The sequence below is a fragment of the Winogradskyella sp. HB-48 genome (genome assembly GCF_049942685.1).
In the GTDB taxonomy this organism is placed as follows: domain Bacteria; phylum Bacteroidota; class Bacteroidia; order Flavobacteriales; family Flavobacteriaceae; genus Winogradskyella.
Genome location: NZ_CP187934.1, coordinates 2,595,926 through 2,611,510, shown reverse-complemented (window position 1 = coordinate 2,611,510; position 15,585 = coordinate 2,595,926). Strand labels below are relative to the sequence as shown.

General features: G+C 34.9%; 13 protein-coding genes. 4 read left to right on the top strand and 9 right to left on the bottom strand.

The features are described from left to right. Positions 1-5: 5 nt before the first annotated feature. The 4 genes from gldF (at position 6) to dnaN (ending at position 4,083) form a co-directional block, all read left to right on the top strand. The gene (gldF, locus tag ACPX19_RS11810) at positions 6-728 is read left to right on the top strand and encodes a gliding motility-associated ABC transporter permease subunit GldF (protein ID WP_426430209.1); all 723 of its coding nucleotides are present in this window, start codon (positions 6-8) and stop codon (positions 726-728) included. Then, a complete protein-coding gene (locus ACPX19_RS11805) occupies positions 725-1,225 on the top strand; it encodes a hypothetical protein (protein ID WP_426430208.1) in 501 nt (166 codons plus the stop codon). Before gldF ends, ACPX19_RS11805 begins: the two co-directional genes overlap by 4 nt. Next, positions 1,212-2,876, top strand: a complete 1,665-nt coding sequence (gene gldG / locus ACPX19_RS11800; RefSeq protein ID WP_426430207.1) for a gliding motility-associated ABC transporter substrate-binding protein GldG — start codon at positions 1,212-1,214, stop codon at positions 2,874-2,876. Before ACPX19_RS11805 ends, gldG begins: the two co-directional genes overlap by 14 nt. Positions 2,877-2,964: 88 nt before the next feature. Further along, positions 2,965-4,083 carry a DNA polymerase III subunit beta gene (gene dnaN, locus ACPX19_RS11795; RefSeq protein ID WP_426430206.1) on the top strand — a complete coding sequence of 373 codons (1,119 nt, stop codon included), beginning with the start codon at positions 2,965-2,967 and terminating at the stop codon, positions 4,081-4,083. A 102-nt stretch (positions 4,084-4,185) separates the two neighbouring features. Here dnaN and ACPX19_RS11790 read toward each other — a convergent pair whose 3' ends face one another. From ACPX19_RS11790 to ACPX19_RS11750, 9 genes are all read right to left on the bottom strand, one after another. Further along, entirely contained in the window at positions 4,186-4,548 is a 363-nt protein-coding gene (locus tag ACPX19_RS11790) for a DUF4870 domain-containing protein (RefSeq protein ID WP_426430205.1), read from the bottom strand. Positions 4,549-4,691: 143 nt separating this feature from the next. Continuing rightward, positions 4,692-7,424, bottom strand: coding sequence for a pyruvate, phosphate dikinase (ppdK, locus tag ACPX19_RS11785; RefSeq protein WP_426430204.1), 2,733 nt, complete (start codon positions 7,422-7,424; stop codon positions 4,692-4,694). 167 nt (positions 7,425-7,591) lie between these two features. After that, on the bottom strand, positions 7,592-7,795 hold the full coding sequence (locus ACPX19_RS11780; RefSeq protein ID WP_426430203.1) for a YgaP family membrane protein: 204 nt from the start codon (positions 7,793-7,795) through the stop codon (positions 7,592-7,594). A gap of 11 nt (positions 7,796-7,806) precedes the next feature. Continuing rightward, a complete protein-coding gene (locus ACPX19_RS11775) occupies positions 7,807-8,112 on the bottom strand; it encodes a hypothetical protein (protein WP_320555232.1) in 306 nt (101 codons plus the stop codon). 9 nt (positions 8,113-8,121) lie between these two features. Further along, positions 8,122-11,322 carry an efflux RND transporter permease subunit gene (locus ACPX19_RS11770; RefSeq protein ID WP_426430202.1) on the bottom strand — a complete coding sequence of 1,067 codons (3,201 nt, stop codon included), beginning with the start codon at positions 11,320-11,322 and terminating at the stop codon, positions 8,122-8,124. 36 nt (positions 11,323-11,358) lie between these two features. Next, the gene (locus ACPX19_RS11765; protein ID WP_426430201.1) at positions 11,359-12,450 is read right to left on the bottom strand and encodes an efflux RND transporter periplasmic adaptor subunit; all 1,092 of its coding nucleotides are present in this window, start codon (positions 12,448-12,450) and stop codon (positions 11,359-11,361) included. A 1-nt stretch (position 12,451) separates the two neighbouring features. After that, entirely contained in the window at positions 12,452-13,765 is a 1,314-nt protein-coding gene (locus ACPX19_RS11760; RefSeq protein ID WP_426430200.1) for a TolC family protein, read from the bottom strand. A gap of 91 nt (positions 13,766-13,856) precedes the next feature. Further along, positions 13,857-14,771 (bottom strand): hypothetical protein, encoded by a 915-nt coding sequence (locus ACPX19_RS11755; RefSeq protein WP_426430199.1) that lies wholly within the window; start codon positions 14,769-14,771, stop codon positions 13,857-13,859. 59 nt (positions 14,772-14,830) lie between these two features. Continuing rightward, the gene (locus ACPX19_RS11750; RefSeq protein ID WP_426430198.1) at positions 14,831-15,508 is read right to left on the bottom strand and encodes a DUF6799 domain-containing protein; all 678 of its coding nucleotides are present in this window, start codon (positions 15,506-15,508) and stop codon (positions 14,831-14,833) included. Positions 15,509-15,585 lie beyond the last annotated feature (77 nt).

The following is a 15,585-nucleotide window of genomic DNA, read 5'->3' as shown; positions in this document are numbered from 1 at the left end:
TTTAAATGTTAGCAATCTTAAGAAAAGAAATAAACACCTTCTTTGCCTCACCAATTGGTTATTTGGTTATTGGTGTGTTTTTATTGTTAAACGGCTTATTCCTATGGGTGTTTAAGGGTGATTTCAATATTTTTAACAGCGGAGTAGCAAGCTTATCCTCATTCTTTTTATTAGCACCTTGGATTCTTATCTTTTTAGTTCCGGCAGTAACCATGCGTAGTTTTAGCGATGAAAAAAAACAAGGTACTTTAGAATTGTTGATCGCAAAACCTATTTCACATTTTCAGATTGTGTTGGGTAAATATTTTGGTGCTTTTATACTCATCCTGTTGTCATTAATCCCAACACTTTTATATGTTTACACGGTGTACCAATTAGGCAATCCAGAAGGCAATTTAGATATGGGTAGCACTATTGGGTCTTACTTTGGGTTATTATTTCTCATTGCCGCATATACTGCTATTGGTGTGTTTGCCTCTACGCTTTCTGATAATCAAATCGTAACGTTTATTATTGCAGTATTTATCTGTTTCTTTATGTATTTTGGTTTCGAAGGACTTTCAAACTACAATGTTTTTGGCAATTTGGTCTATATGGAAAACATAGGGATGTCTGCACATTACAACAGTATGAGTCGCGGAGTGATAGACACAAGGGATTTAATTTACTTTATAAGCATTGCATTAGCATTTTTAGCATTCACAAAACTTAGAATTCAAAAATCATGATCATCACCCCATTTTTAGTCATATTTATGATAGTGGTCTTTGTACTACTGTTTTTGTTTTTGAATACGGTAGACAAACGCAAATGGCTTACCGGTTTAATAAGTTTGGTATTAACACCTTTTGTATACTTCTACATGTTCTATCCTTTTGTCAATATTGTAAGTAATTACCATCATCAGAAATATTTTGATAGTGAAGCGTGGATTGAAAAACCAGCATTACGTTACGAAATGATTGACAGCACCATTGAATCTGACACGCTTATCGGAGTTTCTAAAGAAAAAATTACCTCCCTTTTAGGAAACTATGAGTGGTTAACATGGGATGAAGACTTAAAAGCGCACAATGACAATAAATGGAACTATGCCTTAGGTATAGAACCAGGTGCATTTAACGATAAAAAAGAATGTGTAGAGATTATTTTTGAGAACAACAAAGTGTCTGAGTTGAGACATTATCAAGAAGAATTAACCTACGAGACGAATGAAGAAAAATAAAGCATTAGTTTACATACTCGTTGTTATAGTTGGTCTTGTATTAGTTAATGTACTATCAAGTACGTTTTATGGGCGTTATGATCTTACCAAAGACAAACGTTATACACTTTCTGATGCTACCAATACTATAGTCGATCAAATTGATGCTCCTTTAATCATAGATGTTTTTTTAGAAGGAGAATTTCCATCGGAATTTAGATTACTTCAAACAGAAACAAAACAAATTATTGAAGAATTTCAGCTCAAAACAAATAATATAAAAGTTAATTATATTAATCCCATTGAAGATGAAGCTACTAGGGAGCGTAACATTGATGAACTTACAAGATCTGGATTAGAGCCTTACATCAATACTGACAATAGCATGGGTAAAGTAACCCAAGAGATTGTCTTTCCTTGGGCATTTGCCAGCTACAAAGACCAGACCCTTAAAATTCCGTTACTAAAAAAGAGCATTACTCAAGATTTATCCGAACAAATCAATAACTCTGTTCAAGGACTTGAATATGCTTTTGCTGATGCTTTTAGTAAACTTATTAATTCAAAATCCAAGACCATTGCGGTTTTAAAGGGAAATGGAGAACTCGCTGATATAAATATAGCAGACTTTCTAAAAACTGCTCAATCATATTACAATATTGCTCCCTTCACATTAGATAGTGTTGCATCTAATCCTCAAGGTACATTAGATAAGCTAAAACATTATGATTTAATTGTAGTTGCTAAGCCAACTCAAGCCTTTTCTGAAGAAGAGAAACTGGTCCTAGACCAATACACCATGAGAGGTGGTAAAAGCTTGTGGCTTACAGAATCTGTAATCATGGACAAAGACAGTCTATACAATGATTCTGGATCTTCAGTATCTATAATGCGCGACCTTAACCTCAATGATTTCTTCTTTAAGTATGGCATTAGGGTGAATCCTAGTTTGGTTAAGGACCTCTTTTCCGCTCCAATCATGTTAGCGATTGGTGAAGGCAGTCAAGCCCAATTGCAACCTATTCAATGGCAATATGCCCCATTAGCAGCATCAAATCAAGATCATCCTATCACTAAAAATTTAGAGCTTGTAAGATTTGATTTTGCAAGCCCGATAGACACGTTAAAAAATAATGTTGACAAAACCATACTATTACAAAGTTCTTCCAAGTCTAAGCTAGAAGGCGTACCAACGAGTGTTTCCTTATCTGATGTGACCAAATCACCGGATGAAAATTTATATACTTCAGGTCCACAAAATTTAGCCGTTTTATTAGAAGGTGAGTTTACCTCTGTGTATGACCAACGGGTGTTACCTTTTAAGGTGAAAAACTTTCAATCTAAGAGTAAACCTACAAAAGTGGTAATCATTTCTGATGGAGATGTTATAAAAAATGACGTTAGGCAAAGAAGACCTTTAGAGTTAGGTATAGATTATAGAGGCTTTGTTTATGGTAATAAAGAATTCTTGTTAAACACTATAAATTATCTGCTAGACGATACAGGACTTATAAACATTAGAGCGAAGGAAATACGTGTTGCTTATCTTGACTCCGATAGGATAAAAGAAGAACAAAGTACTTGGCAACTCCTAAATATTGCATTACCTCTAGCCCTGCTAGGCCTTTTTGGATTTGCTTTTAACGTCTTTAGAAAGAAGAAATACACCTAGAATTTGTTAATAAGTTTGTTTTACTAAACACATCTATTAAGATATATTTGTAAGACGAATTAAAACGATAGAAAATCTCACAGTTTTTATGAAATTTATAGTTTCTAGTACATATTTACTCAAACAACTTCAGGTATTAGGTGGTGTTATAAATAATAGTAACACCTTGCCTATTTTAGATAATTTCTTATTTGAATTAAGTCAATCTAAACTAACGATTTCGGCTAGTGATTTAGAAACCACAATGTCTTCGACTATAGATGTAGAAAGTGATTCTAAAGGTAGTATTGCCTTACCAGCACGCTTATTGCTAGACACACTGAAAACCTTTCCTGAGCAGCCATTAACTTTTGTTGTTGAAGAAAACAATACTGTAGAAATCAGTTCTAATCATGGTAAATATGCCCTAGCTTATGCTGATGGTGCAGAGTTTCCAAATGCTGTATCTGTTGAAGATGCAAGTAAAACTACTATCATGGGCGACATATTAGCAACTGCAATCAGTAAAACTATTTTTGCTGCAGGAAACGATGATTTAAGACCGGTCATGAGTGGAGTTTTCTTTCAGTTTTCTACAGACAATTTAACGTTTGTTGCTACAGATGCACATAAATTAGTAAAGTATACTAGAGACGATGTAAGTGCCACTGAATCCGCTGAATTTATTATGCCTAAAAAACCTTTAAATCTTTTAAAAGGCATTTTAGCTGGAAGCGATGATGATGTACTTGTAGAGTATAATGAGTCTAATGCAAAATTCACATTTGAAAATTCAGTATTAATTTGTCGATTAATCGATGGCAAGTATCCTAATTATGAAGCCGTTATTCCAAGAGAAAACCCTAATAAGTTGGTTATAGATAGAACGCAATTTTTAAATTCTGTTCGTCGCGTTAGTATTTTCTCTAACAAAACCACACATCAAATCCGTCTAAAAATTGCTGGTGCTGAGTTAAATATCTCTGCAGAAGATATTGATTATAGCAATAAGGCTGAGGAGCGTTTAACTTGTGATTACCAAGGTGACGATATGCAAATTGGGTTTAACTCCCGCTTCTTAACAGAAATGATAAACAATTTGAATTCTGATAATGTGCAGTTAGAAATGAGTTTGCCTAACAGAGCAGGTATTTTAACACCCGTTGATGGTTTAGATGAAGGTGAACATGTAACGATGCTTGTTATGCCTGTGATGTTAAACAACTAGTTAGGAAAAAATTATTATAAAATCAAAAAATGCTCATCATATAACGATGAGCATTTTTTATTACCTCTTTTAATGAAATACCGACTTATTCGGCACGAGTAACTAACTAATAAAACCAAGAGATAATGGGTAGCTAGGCAATTCTCCATTACTAGCTTTTATGGCATTTATAATTGGCATTACAAATGACAAAATTCCTATTAATATGAGGAGTAATATTCCTAATCCAAATAAAAGTATAAGCGGTACACTTATTAAGCAATAAACAATAATACTTAATTGAAAGTTCACTATAGCTTTACCATGTGCATCCATACCATCTACTCTATCCTTTTGTGTTGCCCAGAGAATTAGTGGCACAATTAAACCACCAAAACCCGTAATATAGGTCAACATTTGAGATAGGTGTGTCACCACCAATAATTGGTTGTCTGTACGTTTAAGTGTATGATAATTAGATTCCATGATTTTATTTAATTACACCTATGTGACGCAAACTATTTTAAAATGTTACAGATTTAAACCTACATTTTAAGTAAAATCTTGCCATAAGGTTATAAAAAACTTCCTGAGGATGCCTCAGGAAGTTTCATGTGAAAAAGAAAATATTAGTTTAGCACGGATTTTATGGCTGCTTGTGCAGAAGCAACTCTCGCAATCGGAACTCTAAATGGAGAGCAACTTACATAATCCAAACCATTATTATAGCAGAATTCGACCGAAGATGGTTCACCACCATGTTCGCCGCATATTCCAACTTTTAATTTTGGATTTGTACTACGACCACGTTGCGTACCCATGGTAACTAACTGTCCTACTCCTTCTTGATCCAATACTTCAAAAGGATCGTGTTTTAAAATACCTTGTTCGAGATAGATAGGTAAGAATTTACTAGCATCATCTCTAGAGTAACCAAAGGTCATCTGTGTTAAATCATTGGTACCAAAAGAGAAGAAATCTGCGCGCTTGGCAATTTTATCTGCCATTAACGCTGCGCGTGGAATTTCAATCATTGTACCTACGAAATACTCAATTCTATCTTTTCTTTCTTTAAAAATAGCCTCAGCGGTATCTCTAATGATAGTTTCTTGAGCCACAAACTCATCAAACGTACCAACTAATGGCACCATGATTTCTGGTTTAGTCTCAATACCTCTTTGTTTAAGGTTTAAAGCTGCTTCAATGATAGCACGTGTTTGCATTTCTGTTATTTCAGGATAAGTATTTCCTAAACGGCAACCACGGTGGCCTAGCATTGGGTTAAATTCTTCTAAATCCGCAACTTTAATCTTAACAGATTCTAAAGACACGTGCATTTCATCTGCCAATTCTCGTAAAGTCGCTAATTGGTGAGGTACGAACTCATGTAATGGTGGATCCAGTAAACGAATAGTTACAGGAAGACCTTCCATAGCTTCAAAAATACCTTCAAAATCTTCACGTTGCATTGGAAGCAATTTTGCCAGTGCTTGTTTACGACCTTTAACAGTATCTGCTAAAATCATTTCTCTCATGGCTTTAATACGGTCTACTTCAAAGAACATATGTTCTGTGCGAGTTAAGCCAATACCAGTTGCACCAAAATTACGTGCTACTTTAGCATCCTGTGGTGTGTCAGCATTTGTACGCACTTTCATACTACTGTATTTATCTGATAGTATCATGATTTCGGCAAACTCACCAGTTAATTCTGGTTCTACGGTAGCAACCTTACCTTCTATAATATTACCAGTTGATCCATTGATAGAGATCCAATCACCTTCATGGTATTCTTTTCCTTCTACCCACATCGTTTTGGTTTTATAGTTGATTTTTAAAGCACCTGCACCAGACACACAGCATTTACCCATACCTCTAGCTACAACAGCAGCATGAGATGTCATACCACCACGAGCGGTAAGTATACCCTTAGCCAAATTCATTCCTTCTAAATCTTCTGGAGATGTTTCTATTCTTGTAAGTATAGAGTACTTAAATTTACTGGCGTCCTCAGCAAAGAATACTAATTGACCAGTAGCAGCACCAGGAGAAGCTGGTAAGCCCTGAGCAATGACATGAGCTTTTTTAAGAGCTGCTGGGTCAAAAATGGGATGTAATAATTCATCTAATTTATTGGGTTCTATTCTCAATAAGGCTTCCTCTTCTGAAATCAAACCTTGCGAGAGCAAGTCTATGGCAATTTTAACCATAGCTGCACCTGTACGTTTACCGTTACGCGTTTGAAGTATCCATAATTTTCCTTCTTGAATGGTAAACTCCATATCCTGCATATCTCGATAATGCTTTTCTAGGATTTGCTGATAGCCATTTAATTCTTTGAAAATTTCAGGCATCACTTCCTCTAATGACGGATATGAATTTTTTCTTTCTTTTTCTGTGATTTGAGCTAATTCTGCCCAACGTTGGGAGCCTATTTTAGTAATTTGTTGTGGGGTACGAACACCAGCAACCACATCTTCCCCTTGGGCATTGATTAGGTATTCACCATTAAATAAATTCTCACCAGAACCAGCATCACGAGTGAAGCATACTCCGGTTCCTGAATTTTCACCCATATTACCAAATACCATAGCTTGTACGTTCACAGCTGTTCCCCAATCTGCAGGATATCCATGCATATTTCTGTAGTAAACGGCGCGTTTACCATTCCAGCTATCAAATACAGCCATAACTGCCAACCATAATTGATCCCAAGGATCACTAGGGAATTCTTTTCCTATGCGTCTGTAAATCGCCTTTTTGAAATCGAAAACTAAATCCTTTAAATCCTGAACTGTAAATTCAGTATCTAATGTGATACCTCTTTTTTCTTTTAAGTTCTCAATGATTTCTTCGAATGGATCTATATCTTCCTTGTTTATAGCTTTGACACCCATAACAACACCACCATACATTTGCACAAAGCGTCGATAAGAATCCCAAGCAAAACGTTCGTTTTTGGTTTTTTTAGCAAGACCTTCAACCACGTCATCATTCAAACCTAGATTCAATACGGTATCCATCATACCTGGCATAGATACTCTAGCACCAGAACGAACTGATAATAGTAATGGATTTTTAGCATCACCAAATTTGGTGTTCATGGTTTTTTCAATCTTAGCCACTGCTAACTCTACTTCACGCTTTATAAGCTGAATGACCTCATCCTTTCCTAAAAGGTTGTACTCAGTACAAACCTCTGTAGTAATGGTAAATCCTGGTGGCACTGGTATGCCAATGGCGCTCATTTCTGCTAGGTTAGCACCTTTACCACCTAGCAAATTACGCATAGAGCTGTTACCATCGGCCTTTTTGTTTCCGAAGGTATAAACCCTTGTTTTAGTTTTATTTGCGAGTTCCATAATAATGAAATTTTTAGTTTCTAAATAATGCATTAAAGGTACTAAGTCAAGTATCCATATATTATGATATTAGTCATGTTTACACCTTTATTCTAAATTTTTATACATAAAAAAAGTCCAGGCTTTTTATAAGCACTGGACTTTTAGAAACTCTATTAAACTACGAATCAACCACAAGATTCTTTCGAATCCTTAACTCCTATTTTTTTTAGAATATCTTCCATCAAACACCATTTAGTAATGGACGACTGTAATAAATTTGCACCAACAAAAATGGTAAACCACAACCAGTTTTCGTTAACGTACATACCTAAAAGAACACTGATAATAACAAATGTTCCTGCAATTGCTCTTATATACCTATTTATCATAATTTTTAAGTTTAAATATATTTTTCTATTGGTAATACCACACCTCGTATTGGGTTGTTAGTTTCAAGTGTAGAATTAAATTCTGCTATAAGATGAAATAGGCGTTCTATTTGCTCTTCTTCGGTAAATGAGAAAAACATATGCGATTCACTACCACCCTTAACACTTGGAAACCAACTTGACGTAGCCAACAAGCTGGGCGCTTCCTTGTATCCATCAATATCTGAAGTACTAAAACTTTCAATTTTAGCTTCTTTAAAAAGCCTTAAAGCCTCTTTATGAAACTCCTCAACGGCTGTTACAATCACTAATTTCATCTGCTTTATTTATTTATAATTTTTACGTTCTATCATATAATACACCAATGGTACTACTAATAAAGTAAGTACGGTACTTACTATTGTTCCACCCATTAATGAAATAGCTAAACCTTGGAATATAGGATCAAAAAGAATCACAAATGCACCAATAACTACAGTACCAGCAGTTAACAATATAGGTGTTGTTCTAACGGCTCCAGCCTCAATAACCGCTTGTTTTAATGGAATACCCTCTGCTAATCTTAAATTCACAAAGTCAATAAGTAGTACCGAATTCCTAACCATGATACCAGCCAAAGCAATCATGCCAATAAAAGAGGTTGCTGTAAAGAACGCTCCGAGCATCCAGTGTCCTAATACAATACCAACTAATGACAATGGTATGGCTACCATCATGACCACAGGAGCTTTGAAGTTTTGGAACCAACCCACAATCAAGATGTAAATGATGATGATAACACCCAAAAATGCGATTCCTAAATCCCTAAACACTTCTAATGTGATTTGCCATTCACCATCCCATTTTACGGTATAATCATCTTCGAACTCTGGCTGTTTTATATATAACTCATCCATATTATAACCTTTAGGCAAGTTGATCTCTTGTAATTTATCAGACATACCTAAAATAGCGTAAACCGGACTTTCCAACTCACCAGCCATATCAGCTGTGACATATACAACGCGCTTTTGATTTTTTCGATAAATACTCTTAGGCTTCGCACCTTCTTCTATAGTTACCAAATCTATAATTGGAACCAGATGCCCATGTTGTGATTTCACCTTTAAATTAGCAATATCTTGAAGTGTTGATTTTTCATCTTCATCTAGAGCTAAAATTAATTCAACTTGATTTGAAGCATCCTCATCGTATAAGTGCGTCACGGGTCTATTGGACAACGCCATATTCATGGTATAGGCAATTTGTTGTGGTGCAACACCATTTAGCATGGCTTTTTCCTTATCTATTTTAAAGTTGAATTCTTTCTGATTGGCTTCCACCATCCAATCAATATCTACAACATCCGTTATACGTTTTAAAATAGACTGGACCGAATCTGCCACACGAATTTGTTCTTGATAATCTGGACCATAAATCTCTGCCACAATCGTGGATAACACCGGAGGACCTGGTGGCACTTCCACTAATTTTACATTGGCATTGTATTTTGAGGCAATTTTTTGAATCTCTGGACGTAACAATTTTGCAATATCATGACTTTGTTCAGATCGATCATGCTTATCAGTTAGATTCACCTGAATATCCGCCATATTGCTACCACCACGTAAATCGTAATGACGCACCAATCCGTTGAAGGTGATTGGAGCGGATGTCCCAACATAACTTTGATAATTTACCACTTCTGGTCTGGTTGCCAAATACTGTCCTATTTCTTTAGCCACCAATGCTGTGCGCTCTAAGGTTGTACCTTCTGGCATGTCAATAACCACCTGAAATTCGTTTTTATTGTCAAATGGTAACATTTTTACCGCTACTGTTTTAGTAAAGAACAATCCAACTGAACCCAGTAATAGGAAAAAGGTTATTCCTAAAAATGCCCAACGCTTGGTTTTATTTTCAATAAGTGGTGTTTCAAATTTTGAATAGATTTTGAATATCAAAGAATCGGAAAGACCAGCTGTTTCATCATCATTAATAGCTTCTGCTTTCTTATCTTTTTCCCTAAGAAAAATATAGCCCAAATAAGGGGTTATGGTTAAAGCTACAAACAAGGATAATAACATAGCAATTGATGCACCTATCGGCATAGGACTCATATAAGGTCCCATTAAACCAGATACAAATGCCATTGGTAATACTGAGGCTATAACCGTAAATGTTGCTAAAATGGTTGGGTTACCCACTTCATTAATGGCATACAAGGCGGCTTGCTTAAATGGTAAGCGTTTCATCTTAAAATGCCTATGCATATTTTCGGCAATGATAATGGAATCATCTACCACAATACCTGTAACAAAGACTAAAGCAAAAAGTGTGATACGGTTTAACGTATAATCGAGTAAATAATAACTCAATAAGGTCAAGGCAAATGTAATCGGTACCGATAAGAATACCACTAATCCACCTCTCCATCCCATTGCTAGCATTACTACGATAGTTACTGCAATGATGGCACCAATAAGGTGCATTAATAATTCTGATACTTTTTGAGATGCAGTTTCACCATAATTTCGTGTAATTTCTACATGAACATCATCTGGTATAAGGGTCGTTCTAAGATGCTCAACTTTATCAATAATAATATCCGATATTTTCATGGCATCCGCACCTTTACGTTTGGCTACGGAGATGGTTACAGCTGGGTATTCTGATTTATAGTCTTTAATTTTTTCGCTTGCCGAACCAAAACCAAGACTAACATAGTTGATGGGTACTTGAGGCCCATCAATGACTTTAGCAACTTGATTTAAATAAATTGGTTGATTGTTAAACACACCAACGACCAAGTTTTCAACATCTTCTTTTGTTTGAAGAAACTCTCCTGTTTTTACAAGGAATTCTGTATCATTTCTATCAAAACTACCTGAATTTAGTTGTTGATTGTTTGCCTTTATCATTTCGGCAACCGATAAGAAATCCAATCCACTAGAGGCTAATTTGTTCTTATCCAAAACCACACGCAGCTCACGATTTCTTCCTCCTATTTTTTTGGTCACCGCAACATCATTAACTTTTTCTATTTCATCAGTTAACTCCTGAGCAATTTGTTTCAGTTGGAAGTCATCATAATTCTCACTCCATAACGTTAGTCCAAGCATTGGCACATCGTCAATCGCACGTGTTTTTACCAATGGAAACGTCACACCTTGTGGCATGATGTCCATATGCTTATTAATCTCGTTATAAAGCTTTACAAACGAACGCTCAATATCTTCGCCTACATAAAACTGAACGATAACCATGCCTTGTTCTTGCATGGACGTGGAATACACATATTCAACGCCTTTTATATTGGTTATGAGTTTTTCTAATGGTTTTATTACCCTAGACTCTACCTCTGTTGGGCTCGCACCAGGATATCCCACAAAAATATCGGCGATAGGCACGTCTATTTGTGGTTCCTCTTCTCTAGGAATTAAAAAGGAGCTGTATACTCCAATGATCATGAAAACAATCATCAAAAGCACCGTAAGTTTAGAACTTATAAAGCCCTTGGCAATTTTTCCTGCTAAACCTTCTTTCATTTTTTTTAATTTAAATTAACTGCTTACTTCGATTGTTTATTGGATACTTAACTTTGCTCCGTTATACAGCTTCTCTTCCGATGATAAGATATATGACTCACCAGATGTTAACCCAGATAGCACTTCAACTTTATCACCAAAGGATTTTCCTAATCTTAACCAACGCAAAACCGCAGTATTTTGCTGACTAACGGTATAAACTCCAGATAATTGACCGTTAATGATTATAGCTTCTTCAGGAATCATAATCGTTTCAGTAGCGTTTGGGGTTTGATTTTTTACATTTGGGAATTGAACCGAAGCGAACATACCAGAACGCACCTTTTCGTTTTTAGAATCTAAATTTACTTTTACCAAATACTGCCCACCAGAATTTGCGGAAGAACTACTTACTTCTGAAACTTTCCCCTCGAGTTCAGCATCAATTGAAGACACTATAACATTGACATCTTCACCTTCTTTAATGCTTGAAATGTTAGCCTCAGAAACTCTGGCAACCACTTCAAAATTTTGAGGTGATTCTACAGCAAGCAATGGCATTCCTGGATTTGCTAACGAACCTTCGTCAATGAATTTTCCTGTAACAACACCACTAAAAGGGGCTTTGATATTAGTATAAGCGAATTGCGCATTGATTTCGTTTTTCATCTGTTGCGCAGCTTCCAATCTGGCCTTTGCCATGTTGTAATGCGCGGTTATGTCATCTAATTCCTTTTGTGATGCAGAATTTTGCTCAAACAGGTTTTTATATCTGTTATAATCCTTTTCGGCAATGGTAAAAGCTGCTTGAGCCTCTGAAATACCAGCATTGACCTGAGCTCTCTTGGCTTGTAAATCACTATTGTTTATTACAATTAAGGTTTGCCCTTTAGCGACCTTGTCACCAACCTTAACGTTTATGCGTTCTACATAACCCATTAAACGAGTACTTAAATTTGCACTATTAACGGCCTCTATGGTACCACTAACAATTAAGGGTGAATTATTGCTATTGGAAATTACTTTTGCTACAACTACCGGAACAGGGTTCGAAGTGTCTTTCACACCTTCTTTCTGATCTTGCCCACAACTCAATACTCCAAGTAAAGTAACTACGGCAAATAATTTATGTATAGATAATGTCTTCATTTTAGTTTATGGTTAAAAAATTTAAATACGCTTTTGTGCTATTATATTCAAAAATGGTTTGATAATATTCGAGTTCTTTTTGTGCAAATTGTGTTTCTGCAATAAGCAAATCTGTTGTTTTTTCTAAGCCTTCTTTAAATCGGTTTGTTCTAATTCTTAAAGCTTCTTTAGATTGCTCCATGGCTAATTTTGATAACTCTAGTTTACTTTCCATATCCTGAAGTAATCGCTTAGTTTTATTCAGTTCTAATTGACTTTTGGATACATATTGCTGATACTCTAATTTTGATTTTTCTAGAGTAGCCTTAGATTTTTTGGCTTTTCCAAAACGTTTGGTACCTTGAAGGATGTTCCATTTTAATTCAGCACCAACCAAATAACCATCAGCACCAAACTGGAATAAACTATCGTCGTACAATTGGTAACTACCAAAGGCATTCAATGTTGGCAGAAATGTCATTTTATCTGACTTGTACATAGTTTCTCTTGCATTAGCAGCTAATTGCATCGCTTTTATGTCTGCACGTTCTTCATTAAGACTTTTATTCGTTTCTAAAACGGTCGTTTCCAACTGTAGGGAGTCCTGAGGTTTTAAAACCACATCTGAAGTATCATTCATTAAAAATGATAAGTAGTTTGAAGCGTTTTTTACATTACTCCTTGCCGTTTGTAATTGATTCTTTACCTCTGTTACTCTCACTTCAACCAAGAGTACATCAGATCTTTGCAAGTAGCCTTGGTCAAAACTGTTTTTTGCCAATTGTAAATTTGCCTCTGTTGCTTCTAACGCTTTCTCTAGTACAGCTACAGCCTTGTATGCCAATTGCAATTGCATATAGGCATTTTCGACTTCAAAATTCACATAATCCTTAACTCTATCTGTTTGCAAAGCCATAGCTTCCATTTTATACTTAGCGGCTTTACGTTGGTAAAACCCATCCATATTAATTAAGGGTTGCTGAAACTCGAAAACAGTAGCATAATTTTGAATTTGACTAGGATTGTTTAACGCATCTGGATTAAAATCTGCTTGAGTTACAATCTCTTGATTTAGTTTTGAACCAAAAGCCATTAATGGATTTGTTGTGGCTATGGCTGTGTGAGACACACTTATGTTTGGTAAAAACACAGCATTGGTCTGTCTATAATCTGCTTTGGCCTCATTAAAAGCTTCAACAGAAATCTTTATCTGTTGATTTGCCTCTGAAACCCTATTCAATACTTCAGTCTTAGAAATAGGTTGTATTTCCTGAGCATAATTGCCAGATATGGAACCTATTAAAACGAATGTGATAAGATATTTTAGTTTATACATTTCTTTTTTAATTTGATTCAAAATTAAGTTGTGTTCAACTTTCACTTAGTAACAAAGGTTACTAAAGCAATAAACAAGCTTTTTTCTGCGCTTATATTTTTAAACTTACACCCAATAAAAAATATAATGTAGGATCCAAGTCTTCTTCATAAACTACATCATCTACTATGAGTATTGATGGACTTTGAGGGATGACGTAACTAGGGTAAAACATAAAAATAAAAGGCTCTGCTTCGTACCAAACTGGTAAGCCAAACTCAATAGCCATTATATTAAATGTTTCACTCTCTTCTACAGTTATGTTATAACCACTTGTTGAGTTTACAGTACCTCCTTGACCTTGGCCTTGTCCTTGACCACTACTTCCTCTATTAGTATAATACTCTTGATAGAAATTTTGAGATCCGAAATACAAACCAACAGAAGGTGATATTTGAAACTTTTGATTACGTGTTATGAAATCGTGACTTACTTCTGTAGATAAGAAAAAATCTGAAGTACTATTATTATTAAAATAATTTGCGGCTGTGGCAGCTAAGTTAAAATACTGAAAGTCGTAACTTAAAACTACTGTTACATCAGCACTAACTTGAGAAATAACATTATAACTATCCTCATTGAAAAAATACTTTGTAATGGATATATCACCATCAAAATTGTTATATGATAAATCGTACCCTAATGATGCCAAAAACAAATCTACTCTACTTTCATTTGCTTTTGTGAGATAAGATAATGAGCCTATTCCATAAATACCAGATTTATGATGGTACATTGCTGAAGCATATAAATATGGCATAGCTACAGAATCTTTTCTTCCTAAAAAAACAGCATCGCTTATGTAGCTGAGATTTAATGACACATAGCTTGAGTCTTTTTCATGCTTAACTTCTGTAGAATCTTTTGCTTTTGAGTTCTGGTTTACACTTTTAATTTTTTGACCTATCACATGATTACTGAAAAGTAAAAGGACTAAAAGTGCCAGCATATATTGAAAATTTTTCATCACTTTACACTTTAGTTAAATCGAAAAAGGGATTTAAAAAACTTAAATCCCTTATTTCTTTAGTTACCTTTCTTCATGGTCTTTTTGTTAACCTTATTTTTCTTATTAGCCTTTTTGTTTAGCTTGTTCTTTTTATTCAGCTTATTTTTTTTGGCTATTTTTTTTCGATGTTGATAAGTGTTTTTAAACATTTCACCATCCATATTCAAACACTCTCCCTCTTGTAAGCGTAATTGTTTTTTTTGTTGTGTTTGATAAGAGCCATCTGGATTAACAACTGTACCATTACCCAACTTTATTTGATTTTGTAATCTCAATTGAGATTGATTTTGAATTTGAATAACTTCACCATCAACAAGCATGTAATGAGATCTGTTTTGATTTCTTTCCTGCACTTGCTCTTTAGTTAAACCTTTATTCTCTTTTTGTACCATTTGTCTGTATTGGTGTTCATTTTGGTACATTACACCATTCATATCTAAACATTGCCCGTTTTGAAGTTTTAATTTTTTCTTTTCTTTTGTTTGATATGTACCATCTGTATTTAATACAGTTCCATCATTTAGAGTTACTCGATCTTGTAAACGTACTTGATCTCGGTCTCTAATTTGTAAAACATCACCATCCACCAACATTAAACGATCTTGATCCCTAACTTGGTCTCTGTCTCTGTCTTGTGCGAAAATAGTTGTTGCACTTAACGCAACTAACACTATTGTTAAAATTGCATTTTTCATTTTTTTATTTATTTAAATTAAACATGTTAAATGTATTGTTATTAAAATTTTGCTACCATGATATTAATCAGAAATAC